We start from the raw sequence: 17,227 nt of genomic DNA on the forward strand, positions 1-17,227 counted from the left end.
GTTGCCTCCCGCGTCGTGTCGCGTCGGCGGGTAGCGTGCGCGCATGCTCTCCCTGCTCGCGCTCGCCTCCAGCGCCTGCTGGGGCACCTCCGACTTCTTCGCGGGGCTCTTCTCGCGCCGTCGGCCGGCCGTGGCAGTCGTGGGGTGGACCCAGTCGCTGGCGTTCCTCGTGCTGTGCGTCGCCGTGGCGGTCCGGTGGGACTCCATCACGTGGAGCGGCTGGCCGGCCTGGTCGGTGGCTGCCGGGGCCACCGGCATCACCGGGCTGCTGTGCTTCTACACCGCCCTGTCGACGGGGACGATGGGCGTCGTCGCGCCGATCGCCGCGCTCGGGGTGGCGGTGCCCGTCCTGCTCGGCGTGGCCGGCGGTGAGGCGCCCTCGCCCTGGACCTGGGTCGGCATCCTCGTGGCGGTCGTCGGCGTCACCCTCGCCTCCGGGCCCGAGCTGAGCGGCGACGTGTCGGTGCGACCCGTCGTGCTCGCCGGCGTGGCTGCGGTGGCTTTCGGACTCTGCCTCTACTGCATCGACCGCGGGGCGCGCAGCTCCACGCTCATGACGCTGTGGGGCATGCGTCTGACGTCGCTCGTGGTCTTCGTCACGATCGCGGTGGTGGCCCGCTCCGTCGGGGGCGTGGTTGCCAGGGAGGTGCCGGTCCTGCTCGCCATCGGGTGCGGCGACATGCTCGCCAACGTCCTGTTCGGGGTGGCGTCCTCGCGAGGAGAGGTCAGCGTCGCCAGTGTCCTCGCCTCGCTCTACCCGGTCGTGACGATCCTGCTGGCCCGACTCGTCCTCGGCGAACGGCTGCGCCTCATCCAGCAGGTGGGGGCCGTCCTGTCGCTCGCAGGCGCGGCGATCATCGCCTTCTGAGCCACCTAGAATCACCCGGTGACCTCCCCCCTCGACTCCGCCCTGGTCCGCGCTGCCCGCCGCGAGCCGGTGACCCACACGCCGGTGTGGTTCATGCGCCAGGCCGGGCGCTCGCTGCCGGAGTACCGGGCGGTGCGTGAGGGCGTCGGGATGCTCGAGTCCTGCCGGCGACCGGACCTGGTCACCGAGATCACCCTCCAGCCGGTGCGCCGGCACGGTGTCGACGCGGCGATCTTCTTCTCCGACATCGTGGTGCCCCTCGCCGCAGTCGGGGTCGACCTCGACATCGTCGCCGGTGTGGGGCCCGTGGTGGCCACGCCCTTCCGCAGCCGGGCCGACCTCGACCGGCTCCCGGAGCTCACGCCCGAGCACGTCCCCTACATCACGGCCGCCGTCGAGCAGCTCGTCGGGGAGCTGGGCAGCACGCCGTTGATCGGGTTCGCCGGCGCCCCGTTCACCTTGGCCAGCTACCTCGTCGAGGGTGGTCCGAGCAAGAACCACGAGCACACCAAGGCGCTGATGTACGGCGACCCGCAGCTGTGGCACGACCTGTGCTCCCGACTGGCCCAGGTCTCGGGTGCCTTCCTCGACGTCCAGGCCGCGGCCGGGGCTTCCGCCGTCCAGCTGTTCGACTCGTGGGTCGGGGCCCTGCCCCGCGCCGACTACGAGCGCTTCGTCGCGCCGCACTCCACCGCCGCGCTCGCCGCGGTCTCGGCCCGCGGCATACCCAAGATCCACTTCGGGGTGGGCACCGGTGAGCTGCTGCCCTCGATGGGTGCCGTCGGCGCCGACGTCGTGGGCGTCGACTACCGCGTGTCCCTCACCGACGCGCTCGCGCGGCTCGGAGGCCGGTATGCCGTGCAGGGCAACCTCGACCCGGCGCTCCTCTTCGCGCCGTGGGAGGCTCTGGAGGCGAAGGTGCGGGCCATCGTCGACGAAGGCCGGGCCGCCCCGGGCCACATCTTCAACCTCGGCCACGGGGTGCTGCCCGACACCGACCCCGACGTGATCACCCGCGTCGTCGACCTCGTGCACGAGGTCGGCCAGCGCTGAGCCGCTGGCCGACCCCGTGGTGCCCCTGCCGGGCTACTGCGGGAGGACGGACGGCGCCGGGTTCACCGGACGGCGCCGACGGAGGTACCACCACGCAGGCAGGGCCAGCAGGGCGAACAGGGCGAGGAACGGGAGCAGCGCCCCGACGACGGTGAGCAGGACGGTGGCTGAGCCGGTGAAGGCGTCCCAGCCGCCCTTCAGCCCGACGAGGAAACCGGCCTGGTCGGGCTCCTCGGCGATCGCACCCGGCTCGGTGGTCAGGCTGATCTGGATGGGGGAGCGGGCCACGCTGCCCTTGAGGGAGGCGAGCTGGGCCTCGAGTGCCTCGAGGTCGGACTGGCGCCGGGTGAGCTCGGCCTCCATGGCCACGATCTGGTTGAGGTCGGTCGACTTCTCCAGGAAGGACCGGACCCGCTCGACGCTGACCCGCATCGTCTCCAACCGAGACTGCGTGTCGACGATCTGACCGCCGACGTTCTCGCTGGAGCTGGTCGAGCGGATGACGGTGCCGACCGAGCCCAGCTCGGAGACGACCCGGTCCAGCTCGGTGGAGGGCACCGAGATGGTGATCTCCGCGTACGTCGTGGCGGTGACCTTGGCCGACTCCGCCAGGGGAGCGGTGCCGTCGGCGGTGCCGATGTTCTCGGAGAGGACGATGCCTTCAGCTGCTGCGCTGGCGGCGCGGACCTTGGCCACGGCCTGTCCGATGTTCTTGACCTGCAGCGCGATCGAGGCCCGACGGGCCAGCGACTCCTTCGACGCGGCGAGGTTGGCGACGGTCACCGGGTCGGCGGGTCCGCCGGTCGAGCCCTTGGCTCCGCTGTCGCCACCCTGCGACGAGGGCGCTCGTTCCCCGGAGCCGCCGCCGGATCCGCCCGAGTCGGCGGGACGGTCTGCGGACTCCCCGGCCGAGCCGACGCTCGCCGCGCTGGACCCTGAGCTGTCTCCGGACCCGCCTGCGCAGGCGGCGAGGGCGAGGGTGGCGAGGAGGGCTGCGCCAATGGCTGCGGCGGTGCGGTGCGGACGCGGGCGGGACATGGCGACTCCTTGGTCGTGGAGCTGACGAGAGCTCGGGGCTGGTGCTGCGGGCCGCCGAGGGATCGTGCTGGCGGCGGAGGCGGACACCGGTGCGACTTGCTCCGTGCGCTCGACGTTCCCACCCGGTGGTGTCGAAAGAGTCACGATCTTGAAAGGGTGTGGGCATGGTCGGATCACGAATCCTCATCGTCGGAGGAGGTATCGCTGGGCTTGCCTGCGCTTGGGAGCTGTCGCATTCGCTTCCCGACGCGACCATCACCCTCGTCGACGCGGGCGACCGTCCGGGCGGCAAGCTGCGCCGGGAGCCGGTCGCAGGTGTCGCCCTCGACGTCGGCGCCGAGTCGATGTTGGCCCGTCGGCCCGAGGCGCTCGACCTCGTGACCGAGCTGGGTCTGGACCTCGACGTCGTGCACCCGGCGACGACGTCTGCCGCGATCTGGTCGCGGGGCGACCTGCACCCCCTGCCCAAGGGGACCCTGATGGGCATTCCCTCGCCGGCCGCCTCCGCCCTGGGGATCCTCACGGCCGACGAGGTGTCCCGGGCTGAGAGCGAGACGCCATGGGACGCAGGTGATTTCGAAGACGTGTCAGTGGGTGACTACGTCGCGGCGCGGCTCGGTGACGCGGTCGTGGACCGACTCGTCGAGCCTCTCCTCGGCGGCGTGTATGCCGGGCAGGCCAGGCTGTTGTCGCTGCGCGCCTGCCTGCCGCAGGTCTTCGCGGCGGCGCGACGGGGCGAGTCCCTGACCGACGCCGCGGCAGCGGCAGCCGCAGCGGCCGCGTCGGCCGCGGCGACTTCGGCTGGGGCTGCTATGGGCGCGACTGCGCCTGCGGCGGGCGACGCCTCGGCGTCGGCGACCCCGCCGGTCTTCGCCGGGCTCGACGGAGGCGTGGGGCGGCTGGCCGAGGTGCTGGCCGAGTCGCTCCGGGGCCGCGGGGTGACGGTCCGCAGCGGCACCATCGCGCGCGAGCTGCACCGCGAGCCTGCCGGGTCGGGTGGCGGGTCGGGTGGCGGGTGGTCGGTCGTCGTCGGGCCGCAACCGCGACCGGAGCGGATCCACGCCGACGCCGTCGTCCTGGCCACCCCGGCGGCGTCGACCGCCAAGCTCCTCGCCCCCCACGTTCCCGACGCGACTCGGGCGCTGCGTGAGGTCGACTACGCGTCGATGGCGATCATCACCCTGGCCGTCGGCGCCGACGGTCCGACCAGGGCACCCTTGCCGGGCTCGGGGTTCCTGGTCCCCGCGCTGGAGGGCCGCACCATCAAGGCGAGCACCTTCTCCTCGACGAAGTGGGGCTGGACTGCCGATGCGGCGCAGGACCTGTCGTTCCTGCGAGCCTCGGTGGGCCGGTACGGCGAGACATCGGACCTGCAGCGGCCCGACGAGGAGCTCGTCGCCATCGCCGTCGCCGAGGTGAGCGAGGCGCTCGGGCACCAGCTGCCGCGCATCGTCGACGCGCACGTCCAGCGCTGGGGAGGGGCCCTGCCGCAGTACACCGTCGGCCACGTCGACCGCATCGCCCGCATCCGGGCCGCCCTCGCGACCGCACCCGGGCTGGCCCTGGCCGGCGCCGCATACGACGGCGTGGGGATCCCGGCCTGCGTCGCCAGTGGGCGATCGGCCGCCCGGGCGGTGGCCACCCACCTGCGCTCGCGCCAGGGAGGCGAGGGAGACTAGGGCCATGAGCGCGCCGCACCCCTCGAACCCCAACGCCGCACGGATCCGCGAGATCAACGAGTCGATCCGCTACGCGATGTGGTCGGTCTTCGCCGTCACTGCGCCGCTGGGTGACGACCGTGAGGTGCTGGCCGAGGAGGTCGAGGAGCTCTTCGCGTCACTCGAGTCCGAGGGCGTCGTGACGCGGGGGGTCTACGACATCGGGGGCCTGCGCGCCGACGCCGACTTCATGGTCTGGTGGCACGCCGAGCGGATCGAGGACGTCCAGCGCGCCTACCGCGCCTTGCTGCGCACGCAGTTCGGGCAGCTGCTCGAGCCCACCTGGTCGGCCGCCGCGCTGCACCGACCGGCGGAGTTCAACAAGAGCCACATCCCCGCGTTCCTCGCCGACGAGGAGCCGAAGGACTTCATCTGCGTCTACCCCTTCGTGCGCTCGTACGAGTGGTACCTGCTGCCCGATGCGGAGCGGCGCGACATGCTGCGCGAGCACGGCCAGCAGGCGCGGGACTTCCCCGACGTGCGGGCCAACACGATCGCGTCGTTCGCGCTGAACGACTACGAGTGGATCCTGGCCTTCGAGGCCGACGAGCTGCACCGGATCGTCGACCTGATGCGCGAGCTGAGGGCGTCGCGGGCGCGGATGCACGTCCGCGAGGAGCTCCCGTTCCACACCGGACGACGCGTCAGCGTCCCCGACCTGCTCACGTCGCTGCGCTGACCGCAAGGGGGCACCATGGCAGCCGTCGACGAGTCGCGTGACCGGTCCGGTGAGCTCGCGCGGTTCGTCGTCGCCCAGGACGAGCACGGCACGTATGCCGCCGCGCTGGCCGAGCTGCGCGCCGGCCGCAAGCGCACCCACTGGATGTGGTTCGTCTTCCCCCAGGTCGAGGGACTCGGCACCAGCGCGACCGCGAGGCACTTCGCCCTGCGCGGTCTGTCAGAGGCCCGGGCCTACCTCGCACACCCCGTGCTGGGCCCTCGGTTGCGCGAGAGCGCGCAGGCGCTGCTCGACCTGCCGGCCAGCGACCCGGTCCGGGTGCTGGGCGACATCGATGCGCTCAAGCTGCGGTCGTCGATGACGCTCTTCGCCCGCGCGGACGACGAGGACCGCACGGAGTTCCGTGCGGTCCTCGACCGTTACTTCGGCGGGGTGGACGACCCGGCGACCCTGGAGCGGGTCTGACCGCGTCGCCGCGCGCCGACTACTTCGACGCGGGTCGCATCGTGAGGGAGATGCTGTTGATGCAGTAGCGCTGGTCGGTCGGGGTGGCGTAGCCCTCACCCTCGAAGACGTGCCCGAGGTGGCTGCCGCAGTTCGCGCACCGCACCTCGACCCGCTTCATCCCCATCGACACGTCCTCGATGTACTCCACCGAGTCGCCGGCCAGCGGCGAGTAGAATGAGGGCCAGCCGCAGTGGCTGTCGAACTTGGTGGCCGAGGTGAACAGCTCGGCCCCGCAGGCCCGGCAGGCGTAGACCCCCTCGGTCTTGGTGTCGGTGTACTCCCCGACGAACGGACGCTCGGTGCCCGCCTGACGCAACACCTGGTACTCGGCCGGGCTCAGCTGCTCGCGCCATTCCTCGTCGCTCTTGGACACGGCATACGTGCGGTCGGTCTGCTCCATGCTCACGCTCTGACTCCTTCGCGGGACGGTGAGGATTCCTCGTCTCGATGTCTTCCTTCGTAGCCTCACGACCTTCTCAACGCAATCGGTGCCCATTCTGGTCCCGCGGCTCCTTACGGACCGATGACGGGCCCCACGGCTAGGCTCCGGGCATGGCGACCAAAGCAACCGAGCTGGAGGTCCCCGGGGGGGCTGAGGGGTCGCGGCTGGTCCGCGTCTCGAGTCCCGACCGGCTGATCTGGCCCGATGACGGGATCACCAAGCTCGACCTCGCGGACTACGCCATCGCCGTCTCCGACGGGTTCATGGCCGCCCTGGGCAACCGCCCGGTGACCCTCCAGCGGTTCCCCGAGGGCATCACCGGGGAGGAGTTCTGGACCAAGAACCCGCCCAAGGGCATGCCCGACTTCATCAACCCGGTGATGTGCACCTACCCCAGCGGGCGCAAGCACCTCCAGGTCGTCGTCGACGAGCCCGCCGCGGTGGTGTGGGCCATGCAGATGAACACCGTGACCTTCCACCCGTGGCCGGTCCGCACCAGCAACGTCGACAACCCCGACGAGCTGCGGATCGACCTCGACCCGCAGCCCGGCCGCGACTTCAAGGACTCCGTCGAAGCAGCTCTGGTGCTGCGCGAGCTGCTCACCGAGCTGGGTCTCACCGGGTGGGCGAAGACCTCCGGCAACCGTGGCGTCCACGTCTTCGTCCGCGTCGCGCCGACCCACGAGTTCCTCGACGTGCGGCACGGTGTCATCGGGATCGCCCGCGAGCTCGAGCGCCGCCTGCCTGACCTGGTGACCACCTCCTGGTGGAAGGAAGAGCGTGGCGAGCGGGTCTTCGTCGACTTCAACCAGGCCTGCCGCGACCGCACCATCGCGTCCGCCTACAGCCCGCGCCCGCTGCCGGGAGCGCCGGTGAGCATGCCGGTGAGCTGGGACGCGCTGGCCGGCGTGAGCCCCGGCGACTTCACCGTGCGCACGGTGCCGGGCATCGTGGCCGCCGATGGTGACGCCTGGGCGGGGATGGACGACGCCGTGGGCGATGTCGCAGCCGCGATCGCCCTGTGGGACAGGGACATCGAGGAGCGTGGGCTCGGAGAGCTGAACTTCCCGCCGGACTACCCGAAGATGCCGGGGGAGCCGCCGCGGGTGCAGCCGAGCAAGCGGCGCAAGGACAAGTCCGACGAGGACTACATGCCCCCCAAGGCCGAGCGCGACGCCGACCTGCGCTCGGTGTGGGGACCCGTGGTCCCGCCGGTGGCCCCCATGCTGGCCAAGCCGGTCAAGGGCATCCCGACGGGTGAATACCTGTTCGAGCCGAAGTGGGACGGTTTCCGGTCGATCATCTTCCGCTCGGGCGACCAGGTCGAGATCGGCAGCCGCAACGAGAAGCCGATGACCCGCTACTTCCCCGAGGTGGTGGAAGCGGTGCTCGCCAACTTTCCCGAGAAGTGCGTGGTGGACGGCGAGATCGTGCTCATCGGTGGCGAGGGTGACCGGCTCGACTTCGACGCCCTCCAGCAGCGGATCCACCCGGCGGCCAGCCGGGTCAAGAAGCTCGCTGCCGAGACGCCGGCCAGCTTCGTGGCCTTCGACCTGCTGGCGATCGGCGATGACGACCTCACCGATCGGCCGTTCGGCGAGCGCCGGGCCCGCCTCGAGGAGGCCTTCGCGAAGGTGCAGCCTCCGATCCACCTGACCCGGGCCACCGACGACCCCGCGGTCGCGCAGGAGTGGTTCGAGCAGTTCGAGGGTGCCGGGCTCGACGGCGTGATCGCCAAGCCACTCGACATCACCTACGTGCCCGACAAGCGGCTGATGCTCAAGATCAAGCACGAGCGCACCGCCGACTGCGTGGTGGCCGGCTACCGCACCCACAAGAGCGGTGACGACGCCATCGGCTCGTTGCTGCTCGGGCTGCACGCCGAGGACGGCTCCCTGCAGAGTGTGGGCGTGATCGGCGCGTTCCCGATGGCCCGGCGCAGGGAGCTCTTCGAGGAGCTGCAGCCGCTGGTCACCGACTTCGACCACCACCCATGGGCCTGGGCGGCGCAGGACATGGGCAGCCGCACCCCGACCAGTGGAGCCACCTCGCGCTGGAACGCCGGCAAGGACCTCTCCTTCACGCCACTGCGCCCCGAGCGCGTCGTCGAGGTGAAGTACGACCACATGGAGGGCGCCAGGTTCCGGCACACCGCGCAGTTCGTCCGGTGGCGCGACGACCGCACCCCGGAGTCCTGCACCTACCAGCAGCTCGAGGAGCCGGTGAGCTTCGACCTGGCTGACGTGCTGGGTGAGCAGCCGGGGGAGCAGAAGTAGTGGGCGAGGCCTCGGCCGGCCGCAAGGCCGCAGTGGCGGGCGCGGTGACGGCCGGCTCGGTGCTCGCCGCCGGCGCACTGAGCACCGTCGGTGCCGCGTCCTACTTCGCCCGCCGGGTGCTGACGCCGGACCGGCAGCGGCCCGACGACACCCAGGTCCTCGCGGTCGACGGTGACAGCGTGACGCTGGGGGTCAACCCCGAGACCCGGGCGCCGGGTCGATACGGGCTCTGGCTCGACCGCGACCGTGGGCACGCGCGCGTGGGGCAGGTCCTGGACCTCGACGAGACCTCGGGGCGGGTGAGACGCGAGCTGCTCGGAGTCGACTTCGGCCACCTCACCGGGGGCTTCGCCCGGTGGAACCAGTACTACTTCGCCAGCCCGCCCGACCGGTCCCTGGGGTTGCGGACCGAGTACGTCGACGTCGACACCGAGCTGGGCACCATGCCGGCCTGGGTGGTGCCCGCCGCCACGACGTCGGACCGCTGGGCGATCCTCGTCCATGGCCGGGGCGCCCGTCGTCAGGAGGGGCTGCGCGCCGTCCGGCCGCTCCACGACGCGGGCATCAACGTCATGATCCCCAGCTATCGCAACGACCTCGGCGCGCGCAGCGGTCCCGACGGCCGCTACAACCTCGGGTTGTCGGAGTGGCGGGACATCGAGGACGCCGGCCTGCACGCGGTGCGGCGGGGCGCCCGCGAGCTGGTCCTGGTCGGTTGGTCGATGGGTGGCGCGATCGTCCTGCAGACGCTGAGCCGCTCGTGGCTGGCCGACCACGTCACCCACGTCGTCCTCGACGCCCCGGTGATCGACTGGGGAGACGTCATCGCCCACCACGCCCGGGCCAACGGCATACCCGCGCCGATCGGTGGGCTGAGCCGCGCCCTGATGGGACGCCGGTCCGCGCGCCGGCTGGTCGGGGTCCACGACCCGGTCGACGTGGCGCGCACCAACTGGGTCTCCCGCGCGGCTGAGCTGGAGCACCGCATCCTGCTGATCCACTCCGTCGACGACGAGTTCGTGCCGGTCGGGCCGTCGCTCGCCCTGGCTGACGCGCGTCCCGACCTCGTGACGATGGAGCGCTGGGAGGTCGCCCGGCACACCAAGGAGTGGAACGTCGACCCGGCTCGCTGGGAGGCCTCGGTGTCAGGATTCGTCAGCTCCTGAGCGGCAGGTCAGCGGTTGACGAACCAGCGTCCCAGGATGGTGCCGTTCTCCTCGAGGAGCAGGGTCGGGGACGCCGGGAGGTGCAGGTCGGGACCGCGCGTGATCGTCGGGTGCTCGCCGCCCACGATCACCGGCGACCAGGTGAGGTCGAGCTCGTCGACGACTCCTGCGGCCAGCATGCTGTTGAGCAGGCTCGGGCCGCCTTCGCAGAGGATCTGCCGGTAGCCCTTGTCCTCCAGCATGTTGCGCATCTTCACGAAATCGACCGCGTCCGTGCCGGCGGTGAGCACGAACTCCTCGCCCAGGCTGTCGCGCGAGGCGTCCAGGGTCGCGGGGTCGGCGCCCTCCCGGGTGATCAGGTAGACCGAGCCGAACGGTCCGTCCAGCACGCTCGGGGGGACGGCACCCTGGTGGCTGACCACCATCAGCACGGGCGCGCGGGGGTCCTCGGCCCGCAGCGACGGGTAGCCCTCAGCCCGCACCGTCCCGGCGCCGACGACGACCACGTCGGTCAGCCGGCGCAGGAGGTCGAAGACGATGTGGTCGGCATCGGTGTTGATGCTGCCGGACTTGTTGTCCGGCCCGTTGGCGGCACCGTCGAGCGTGGCCACGAAGTTGGCCCTGAGCCATCGGCGGGCCGGCGCGACATACAGGTCGGCGAGGGCGGAGTCGTCGACGGTCTCGCCGGGGGTGTGGGTGCTGGACGAGTCGAGCAGCAGGCGCATGGCCACAGTGTTGCATTTATCCCAAGTGTCACGTGGTTAGGCTGCGTTCGTGCCTGGCTCCCTGGTCGACCGTGTCCCGCAGCTGGACCGCGGTCGCCTCGTGCGCGAGCTCGTCCCACCGCCCCGCTTCGACGCCGAGCGCTTCACCACCTACCGTCCCGATCCAGCCGAACCGTCCCAGTCCGCAGCCGTCGAGCGACTGGAGCGGTATGCCGCCGGGCTGGGTCCGCGCGCGGGCGGCGGGCGGTTCTTCGGACGGCGGAAGACGCAGGCCGACGACGGTCGGGGGATCTACCTCGACGGCGGGTTCGGCGTCGGCAAGACGCACCTGCTCGCGTCGCTGTGGCACGAGGCAGAGGGGGAGAAGGCGTTCGGGACCTTCGTCGAGTACACCAACCTGGTCGGAGCCCTGGGCTTCCAGCCGACGGTGGAGGCCCTGAGCGACCACTGCCTGGTGTGCATCGACGAGTTCGAGCTCGACGACCCGGGCGACACCGTGCTGATGGCCACCCTGCTCGGTCGACTCGCCGGGGCGGGGGTGTCGCTGGCGGCCACCTCCAACACCCTCCCCGACGCGTTGGGTCAGGGGCGCTTCGCCGCGGAGGACTTCCTGCGCGAGATCCAGGCCTTGTCGTCGCGCTTCGAGGTCCTCACCGTCGACGGGCCCGACTACCGGCACCGCGACAGCGCCGACAGCCCGCCGCCGTCCACCGAGGACGAGGTGCGGGCCGGGGTCGACCGCGAGGGCGGGGTGCTCGACCACTTCATCGACGTGACCCGCCACCTCGCGCAGGTGCACCCCAGCCGCTACCGCGCCCTGCTCGACGGCGTCACCGCGGTGGGCTGGACGCACGTCCGACCCGTGACCGACCAGGCGGTGGCCCTGCGGCTCGTCGTCCTCGCCGACCGGCTCTACGACGCCGACATCCCGCTCTACGCCAGCGGGCTGCCCCTCGGCGAGGTCTTCTCGGCCGAGATGCTGGCCGGCGGCTACCGCAAGAAGTACTACCGCGCGATCTCCCGCCTGACCGCGCTGGCCCGCCACGACTGACATCCCTCGCGCGGGGTGACCTGCGATGACAGGATGCGCAGATGGGCAAGGGCAAGAAAGACAAGAAGGACAAGAAGTCCAAGGTCGCGGGACTCGACGCGACGGTGGCGTCCGACAAGGGGGTGCCGGAGCCGGCCAGCTTCGCCGACGCGCTCCGCGTCGGTGAGGGCTTCATCCTCGCCGACCTCGACACCCGGTCGACCCCGGGCTTCGACGGCGACAAGGCCGCGGGCGAGGAGGCCCTGGCTGCCCGCGCCGGCGAGATCAGCCAGTTCCAGGAGCGTCTCTATGCCGAGTCCAAGGGCGCGGTGCAGCGTTCCCTCCTGCTCGTGGTGCAGGGCATGGACACCTCCGGCAAGGGCGGCATCATGCGTCACGTCGTCGGCCAGATGGACCCGCAGGGGGTGAAGTACACCGCCTTCAAGGCGCCGACCGATGAGGAGCGCGCGCACCCGTTCCTCTGGCGGATCCGGAACGCCCTGCCGCAGCCCGGACAGGTCGGCGTCTTCGACCGTTCGCAGTACGAGGACGTCCTCATCGTCCGCGTCCACGACCTGGTGCCGAAGTCGACGTGGTCGCGGCGCTACGCGCAGATCAACGACTTCGAGGCCAAGGCGGTCGCGGACGGCACGACCATCGTGAAGGTGATGCTCAACATCTCCTCCGACGAGCAGAAGGCCCGCCTCACCGAGCGGCTGGAGCGTGAGGACAAGCACTGGAAGTACAACCCGGGCGACGTGGACGAGCGGCTGCACTGGCCCGCGTACCAGGCGGCCTACCAGGCCGTGCTCGAGAAGACGTCGACGGCTGTCGCCCCGTGGTTCGTCGTGCCAGCCGACCGCAAGTGGTACGCCCGGCTCGCGGTCCAGAACCTCGTGCTGGAGCACCTGGAGCGGATGGACCCGCAGTGGCCGCCGGCCGACTTCGACGTCGCGGCCGAGAAGGAGCGGCTCGCCAAGTCGTGACCATGGCGAGGCCTGCACAGCGATGAGTTCAGGGCCCGAGGGCGGTCTGTCCCGGTAGCCGAAGCACGCACACCGACGAATGGAGCAACCATGCTCAGCGAGTCCCACGCCTTCAGCGGCTTCTCGGTGCCCGACACCGAGGCCGCCCGCGCCTTCTACACGGACAAACTCGGGCTGGACGTGACCGAGGACAACGGCATCCTCAGCATCAGCCTCGGCGGCGGCCACCGCGCCATCGCCTATCCGAAGCCGGACCACCAGCCGGCCGGGTTCACCATCCTCAACTTCCCCGTGGCCGACATCGAGGCCACCGTCGACGAGCTGACCAGTCGCGGGGTGGTCTTCGAGAAGTACGAGGGCACCCAGATGGAGACCGACGAGAAGGGCATCTTCCGCAAGGGCGGCCCACTCATCGCGTGGTTCACCGACCCGGCGGGCAACGTCATGTCGGTGATCGAGGACTGACCTCGCCCTGAGGAGGCGCCGCGGATCAGGCGGTGAACGCCCGGTCGACGATCGTCCGGGCGTGTCCCGCCGACAGGCCAGCCTCGAGCGTCCCGAAGGTGACTCCGTGCGCCCCGCCGAGCCGGCTGGCGACGAACGCGTCGGCCACCTCGGCGGGCGCGTGCCGCGCCAGGAGCGACGCCTGCAGCGTCAGGGCGAGGTGCTCCACCACGCGCCGGGCGCCAGCCTGCGCGCCCGGCTCCGCGGCAGACCGCACCACCTCGTCGACGCGGGCGATGGCGGCGTCGAGGACAGCGCTGTGCCCGTGCGCGAGTGCGACCTCCTTGCGGAACGCCTCCACGGACAGGGGTTCACGCGAGATGGCGCGGAGGACGTCGAGCGCGTTGACGTTGCCCGATCCCTCCCAGATGGAGTTGAGCGGGGCCTCGCGGTAGAGGCGCGCCAGCCCGTTCTCCTCGACGTAGCCGTTGCCGCCCAGGCACTCCAGTGCCTCGGCGACCATGGGTGCGGTGCGCTTGCAGACCCAGTACTTGCCGACCGCGACTCCGAGGCGGGACAGCGCCGTGTCGCCCTCGTCGACGGCGTGCGCCAGCCGGAGGGCCAGCGTCGTCGCGGCCTCGACCTCGAGCGCGAGGTCGGCCAGGACGTTCTGCATCAGGGGCTGGTCGACCAGCAGTGCCCCGAACGCCGAGCGGTGCCGGGCATGGTGCACCGCGCGCACCAGCGCGGCGCGCATCGTCGAGGCAGAGCCGAGGATGCAGTCGAGCCTGGTCGCGGCGACCATGTCGAGGATCGTGCGGATGCCGCGGCCCTCGTCGCCGACCAGCACGCCCCACGTGCCGTCGAGCTCCACCTCGGACGACGCGTTGGAGCGGTTGCCGAGCTTGTCCTTGAGGCGTTGCAGCGCAAAGGAATTGCGCGAGCCGTCGTCGAGGACCCGCGGCACGAGGAAGCAGCCGACGCCGGCCTCGGTCTGGGCGAGCACGAGGAACCCGTCGCTCATCGGGGCCGAGCAGAACCACTTGTGACCGGTCAGCCGGTAGCTGTCGCCTCCCTCGACCGGTCCACCCGGCGTCCGCACCGCGCGGGTGGTGTTGGCGCGCACGTCCGAGCCGCCCTGCTTCTCGGTCATGCCCATGCCGACCAGGGCGCCCCGCTTGTCGGCGAGCGGCCGCAGCCCGAAGTCGTAGCTGCGCGAGGCGAGCTGGGGGAGCCAGCGCGCCGCGAGGGTGGGGTTGGCCGCGAGGGCCGGCCCCGCGGCATACGTCATCGAGACGGGGCAGAGGTGCCCCTGCTCGTTCTCGGACCAGGCGATGAACCCTGCGGCGCGGCGCAGGTGGGCGTCGCCACCCTGCGGCTGGGTCCACGGCTCGGCCGTGAGCCCGGCACCGACGGCGGCGGTCATGAGGGAGTGCCACGCGGGGTGGAAGTCGACCTCGTCGACGCGTTCGCCGGTGGGGGAGTGGGTCCGCAGCACCGGCTCGTGCGCGTTGGCCTGGACGGCCCAGCTGCGTGCCTCGGCGCTGCCGGCGCGCGCTCCCAGCGCGGTGATCTCGTCGTGGGCCGCCGGCCCGGCCCAGCGACGCAGGCCCTCGGCGAGCGCTGGCTGGGAGGTGACGGTGTTGACCTCGGGGAGCGGGGGCACCTGGTTGGTCACGGCGTGGGTGGGCACGGGGGCACACTATGCCGGGATACCGTGACGGGGTGACTCCCAAGGCCCGGGTACGGCGCGTGCTGCTCCGCGTGCCCGGAGCCATGCCCGCGGCGAGGCTCACGGTGGAGACGATCCGGGTCTGCTTGCGCTACCGGGTGACCGGTCTGGCGTCCGAGGCTGGCTTCTTCATGCTGCTGTCGCTGCCGCCCCTCGTGCTGGGGCTGTTCGGTGGCGTTGGTTACGTCAGCGGTTGGCTCGGCAAGGACATCGTCAACCAGCTGATCGAGGGCATCCAGAACTTCGCGTCAGACTTCCTGGTCGCCAACGTCGTCGAGCAGATCATCCTGCCCACGGCCAACGACGTGCTGCAGAACGGCCGCGGGGACCTGATCTCGCTCGGCTTCCTCCTGTCCATCTGGTCGGGGTCACGAGCGCTCAACGTCTTCGTCGACACGATCTCGATCATGTACGGGCAGTCCGGCGAGCGGGGATCGTGCGGACCCGTGCCCTGTCGCTGACCCTCTACTTCCTGTCGCTGATCGTGGGGATCGTGGTCGTACCGCTCGTCGTGATCGGCCCGACCTGGCTGAAGGACCTGTTGCCGCCCCGGGCCGAGTTCCTGGCGTACCTCTACTGGCCGGTCGTGAGCGTCCTGGCTGTGGCCAGCATCGCGACGCTGTTCCACATCTCGACGCCGCGACGCTCGCCGTGGCTGCGCGACGTGCCCGGTGCCGTGCTCACCCTGCTGATCTGGGTGTTTGCCTCCTTCGTGCTGCGCGGCACGATCACCGCGTCCGTCAGTGGCGGGACCTCGATCTACGGGCCGTTGTCGGCGCCGATCGTGTTGCTGATCTTCCTCTACGCCCTCGCCATCGCGGTGCTCATCGGGGCCGCCCTCAACGCCGCGATCCGCGAGATGTGGCCGGTGGAGGAGCGGCTGTCGCTGCGGGCCAAGGCGGTCGAGTGGGTCAAGGGTCGGGTGGCGCGGCGCAGGGCCTCCGGGGAGCCCCTCAACGCCTCGGGCGCAGCCGTGCCGCTGAGCTCCGGAGACGCAGGCGAAGAGCTCTCCTCATCGGTCCGGGCGCTGCGCGACGAGGCTCGCAAGCCGCTCACCCCCATGCCCCGCGACGGTGGAAACGACACGGATGACACTCAATTTGGAGACGACGCCGATGATCGGATAATGTCTGCACGCACGCGCAGCGGGTGAAACACCCCGTTCGACACCAATAGCGCGTGCATGCGGATGTAGCTCAGTTGGTAGAGCGCAACCTTGCCAAGGTTGAGGTCGCCGGTTCGAGCCCGGTCATCCGCTCGGAGGGTTTGACCGCCTTCACGGTGGAGTGGCCGAGAGGCGAGGCAGCGGCCTGCAAAGCCGCGTACACGGGTTCAAATCCCGTCTCCACCTCGACACGTACGAACCCCGAGCACGAACGAACACGCACCACCCTCGGGCGATTGGCGCAGTGGTAGCGCGCTTCCTTGACACGGAAGAGGTCACTGGTTCAAACCCAGTATCGCCCACCAGCAACGGCCCCCGACCTGCACCGCAGGCCGGGGGCCGTTCTCGTCCCGCGCCGCCTGACGACGACGCCTTCAAGGCACAGGTGCTCTGCGATCAGGTCGACGACGACCAAGGCGACGACGGACCCGGTCGGGCCAGCCGTCTGGATGGCAGAGAACTGACCGTTCACCTGCAGGTCGGGAGGCGGCGGGCTGCGAGGTGGAGGGCGACACCGCTCAGGCAGAGCAGGGCGGCGATGGTGGCTTCCCAGCCGACCGGGGGACCGGTGTTGGCGAGCGTCGGTGCCGGATCGGCTGCAGCACCGGGCGCCGCGCCAGGCGAAGCGGGTGGCCTGGGGGCTGCTGGGTGTGCGGCCGGTGCGGCAGGTGCGACGACCCGGGCGGACCAACGACCTGTCGTGTCGCCGGCGAGATCGGCGACCAGCCGTCGACCCACGTCCGACTGAGGAATGCGGAACGGGAAGTCGACGGTGACCGAGTCGCCGGCAGCGATGGCGTCAGTCGTGCACTGCCACTCGTAGGGGTCGGCACCGCACAGGAAGCCGCTCGGCGCGACCGCGGGCCGCGGCTGCATCGTCTCGTCGAAGCCCAGCTGGAAGTTCGTGATCCCCGGATTCGGCCCGGTGTTGGTGATCCGCACCCGGAGGGTGATGGTGGTGCCCGCGGTGACCGTCGGGCCCGGCCCGGAGAGGGTCTCGGTGAACGTCGTCGGCCCGGCGAACGCCACGGTCCGGGAGGCCTCGTCGTTGGTCGCGTCGGCGTCGCCGGGGGCAGCGTGCCGGTGACGGTCCCGGATCCGCCCCAGTCGGTGTCCCGCGGCCGCGACCCGAACACGAAGCTCAGGTCAGCCCCGGGTGCAAGCACAGGGACGGGGCAGCTCGCGGTCGTCGGGTTGGCGGCGGAGCACCCCGAGGCGATGGAGCCGGCCTCTTCCGGGTAGAGCGACACCGCGAGCTCGGTGGCCGCCGACGGGGCGTCGCCCGTGTTGGTCACCGTGAACGTGATCCGTGCGCTGTCGTGGTAGGCGAGCAGGTCCGGCGCGGAGATCGTCACGGCCAGGTCTGGTCCTGGCGCCGCCGTGGCTGGGCCGGCCAGC

15 protein-coding genes, 3 tRNA genes and 1 pseudogene are annotated in these 17,227 nt (G+C 71.3%); 14 read left to right on the forward strand and 5 right to left on the reverse strand.

The window, feature by feature from the left end; translation table 11 throughout:
* Window positions 1-43: 43 nt before the first annotated feature.
* Together BLQ34_RS04110 and hemE are read left to right on the forward strand one after the other, a co-directional pair.
* Window positions 44-868, forward strand: a complete 825-nt coding sequence (locus tag BLQ34_RS04110) for a DMT family transporter (RefSeq protein ID WP_091781872.1) — start codon at window positions 44-46, stop codon at window positions 866-868.
* A gap of 18 nt (window positions 869-886) precedes the next feature.
* Window positions 887-1,921: a uroporphyrinogen decarboxylase gene (hemE, locus tag BLQ34_RS04115; RefSeq protein ID WP_091781875.1), complete on the forward strand. Its 1,035-nt coding sequence runs from the start codon at window positions 887-889 to the stop codon at window positions 1,919-1,921.
* A gap of 33 nt (window positions 1,922-1,954) precedes the next feature.
* On the opposite strand, the gene BLQ34_RS04120 is transcribed toward hemE, so the two are convergent.
* Window positions 1,955-2,959, reverse strand: coding sequence for a DUF4349 domain-containing protein (locus BLQ34_RS04120; protein WP_091781878.1), 1,005 nt, complete (start codon window positions 2,957-2,959; stop codon window positions 1,955-1,957).
* A 164-nt stretch (window positions 2,960-3,123) separates the two neighbouring features.
* Here BLQ34_RS04120 and hemG point away from each other — a divergent pair, with 164 nt between their 5' ends.
* The 3 genes from hemG to BLQ34_RS04135 are packed head-to-tail and all read left to right on the forward strand — an operon-like array spanning window position 3,124 to window position 5,821.
* Window positions 3,124-4,638: a protoporphyrinogen oxidase gene (gene hemG, locus BLQ34_RS04125; RefSeq protein ID WP_172829347.1), complete on the forward strand. Its 1,515-nt coding sequence runs from the start codon at window positions 3,124-3,126 to the stop codon at window positions 4,636-4,638.
* A gap of 4 nt (window positions 4,639-4,642) precedes the next feature.
* Window positions 4,643-5,356: a hydrogen peroxide-dependent heme synthase gene (gene hemQ, locus BLQ34_RS04130; RefSeq protein WP_091781881.1), complete on the forward strand. Its 714-nt coding sequence runs from the start codon at window positions 4,643-4,645 to the stop codon at window positions 5,354-5,356.
* A gap of 15 nt (window positions 5,357-5,371) precedes the next feature.
* A complete protein-coding gene (locus tag BLQ34_RS04135; protein ID WP_091781885.1) occupies window positions 5,372-5,821 on the forward strand; it encodes a DUF1810 domain-containing protein in 450 nt (149 codons plus the stop codon).
* Window positions 5,822-5,840: 19 nt separating this feature from the next.
* On the opposite strand, the gene msrB is transcribed toward BLQ34_RS04135, so the two are convergent.
* On the reverse strand, window positions 5,841-6,263 hold the full coding sequence (gene msrB / locus BLQ34_RS04140) for a peptide-methionine (R)-S-oxide reductase MsrB (RefSeq protein ID WP_091781888.1): 423 nt from the start codon (window positions 6,261-6,263) through the stop codon (window positions 5,841-5,843).
* 152 nt (window positions 6,264-6,415) lie between these two features.
* On the opposite strand from msrB, the gene BLQ34_RS04145 reads away from it, so the two are divergent.
* Window positions 6,416-8,581, forward strand: a complete 2,166-nt coding sequence (locus BLQ34_RS04145; protein WP_091781891.1) for an ATP-dependent DNA ligase — start codon at window positions 6,416-6,418, stop codon at window positions 8,579-8,581.
* Entirely contained in the window at window positions 8,581-9,747 is a 1,167-nt protein-coding gene (locus BLQ34_RS04150) for an alpha/beta hydrolase family protein (RefSeq protein WP_091781893.1), read from the forward strand. The genes BLQ34_RS04145 and BLQ34_RS04150 overlap by 1 nt, the downstream gene beginning before the upstream one ends.
* Window positions 9,748-9,755: 8 nt before the next feature.
* On the opposite strand, the gene BLQ34_RS04155 is transcribed toward BLQ34_RS04150, so the two are convergent.
* Window positions 9,756-10,472 (reverse strand): dihydrofolate reductase family protein, encoded by a 717-nt coding sequence (locus BLQ34_RS04155; protein WP_172829348.1) that lies wholly within the window; start codon window positions 10,470-10,472, stop codon window positions 9,756-9,758.
* Window positions 10,473-10,521: 49 nt separating this feature from the next.
* Here BLQ34_RS04155 and zapE point away from each other — a divergent pair, with 49 nt between their 5' ends.
* From zapE to BLQ34_RS04170, 3 genes are all read left to right on the forward strand, one after another.
* Complete coding sequence (zapE, locus tag BLQ34_RS04160; RefSeq protein WP_172829349.1) at window positions 10,522-11,523, forward strand: cell division protein ZapE; 1,002 nt, start codon at window positions 10,522-10,524, stop codon at window positions 11,521-11,523.
* 41 nt (window positions 11,524-11,564) lie between these two features.
* Window positions 11,565-12,488, forward strand: a complete 924-nt coding sequence (locus BLQ34_RS04165) for a polyphosphate kinase 2 family protein (RefSeq protein WP_091781895.1) — start codon at window positions 11,565-11,567, stop codon at window positions 12,486-12,488.
* Window positions 12,489-12,578: 90 nt separating this feature from the next.
* Complete coding sequence (locus BLQ34_RS04170) at window positions 12,579-12,953, forward strand: VOC family protein (protein ID WP_091781898.1); 375 nt, start codon at window positions 12,579-12,581, stop codon at window positions 12,951-12,953.
* Window positions 12,954-12,978: 25 nt separating this feature from the next.
* Here the strand turns inward: BLQ34_RS04170 and BLQ34_RS04175 are convergent, their stop codons facing one another.
* Window positions 12,979-14,625: an acyl-CoA dehydrogenase family protein gene (locus BLQ34_RS04175; protein ID WP_091781903.1), complete on the reverse strand. Its 1,647-nt coding sequence runs from the start codon at window positions 14,623-14,625 to the stop codon at window positions 12,979-12,981.
* Window positions 14,626-14,795: 170 nt separating this feature from the next.
* Between BLQ34_RS04175 and BLQ34_RS04180 the strand changes: the two are divergent.
* From BLQ34_RS04180 to BLQ34_RS04195, 4 genes and pseudogenes are all read left to right on the forward strand, one after another.
* Window positions 14,796-15,817, forward strand: a pseudogene (locus BLQ34_RS04180) (YihY/virulence factor BrkB family protein).
* A 32-nt stretch (window positions 15,818-15,849) separates the two neighbouring features.
* Window positions 15,850-15,922: transfer RNA gene (locus BLQ34_RS04185), tRNA-Gly, on the forward strand.
* Between the two features lie 22 nt (window positions 15,923-15,944).
* Window positions 15,945-16,015 (forward strand) — tRNA-Cys (locus BLQ34_RS04190).
* 44 nt (window positions 16,016-16,059) lie between these two features.
* Window positions 16,060-16,134, forward strand: a tRNA-Val gene (locus BLQ34_RS04195).
* A gap of 163 nt (window positions 16,135-16,297) precedes the next feature.
* Here the strand turns inward: BLQ34_RS04195 and BLQ34_RS04200 are convergent.
* Entirely contained in the window at window positions 16,298-16,858 is a 561-nt protein-coding gene (locus BLQ34_RS04200) for a hypothetical protein (RefSeq protein ID WP_091781906.1), read from the reverse strand.
* Window positions 16,859-17,227 lie beyond the last annotated feature (369 nt).

Origin of the sequence: Pedococcus dokdonensis, assembly GCF_900104525.1 — a bacterium.
Taxonomy (GTDB): domain Bacteria; phylum Actinomycetota; class Actinomycetes; order Actinomycetales; family Dermatophilaceae; genus Pedococcus; species Pedococcus dokdonensis.

What these genes read in the sequence shown, in the direction of transcription:
- BLQ34_RS04120 (WP_091781878.1), bottom strand. Translation starts at nt 2,959, where the DNA reads ATGTCCCGCCCGCGTCCGCACCGCACCGCCGCAGCCATTGGCGCAGCC.
- BLQ34_RS04155 (WP_172829348.1), bottom strand. Translation starts at nt 10,472, where the DNA reads ATGCGCCTGCTGCTCGACTCGTCCAGCACCCACACCCCCGGCGAGACC.
- BLQ34_RS04110 (WP_091781872.1), top strand. Translation starts at nt 44, where the DNA reads ATGCTCTCCCTGCTCGCGCTCGCCTCCAGCGCCTGCTGGGGCACCTCC.
- BLQ34_RS04170 (WP_091781898.1), top strand. Translation starts at nt 12,579, where the DNA reads ATGCTCAGCGAGTCCCACGCCTTCAGCGGCTTCTCGGTGCCCGACACC.
- BLQ34_RS04165 (WP_091781895.1), top strand. Translation starts at nt 11,565, where the DNA reads ATGGGCAAGGGCAAGAAAGACAAGAAGGACAAGAAGTCCAAGGTCGCG.
- hemG (WP_172829347.1), top strand. Translation starts at nt 3,124, where the DNA reads ATGGTCGGATCACGAATCCTCATCGTCGGAGGAGGTATCGCTGGGCTT.
- hemQ (WP_091781881.1), top strand. Translation starts at nt 4,643, where the DNA reads ATGAGCGCGCCGCACCCCTCGAACCCCAACGCCGCACGGATCCGCGAG.
- BLQ34_RS04145 (WP_091781891.1), top strand. Translation starts at nt 6,416, where the DNA reads ATGGCGACCAAAGCAACCGAGCTGGAGGTCCCCGGGGGGGCTGAGGGG.
- msrB (WP_091781888.1), bottom strand. Translation starts at nt 6,263, where the DNA reads ATGGAGCAGACCGACCGCACGTATGCCGTGTCCAAGAGCGACGAGGAA.
- BLQ34_RS04135 (WP_091781885.1), top strand. Translation starts at nt 5,372, where the DNA reads ATGGCAGCCGTCGACGAGTCGCGTGACCGGTCCGGTGAGCTCGCGCGG.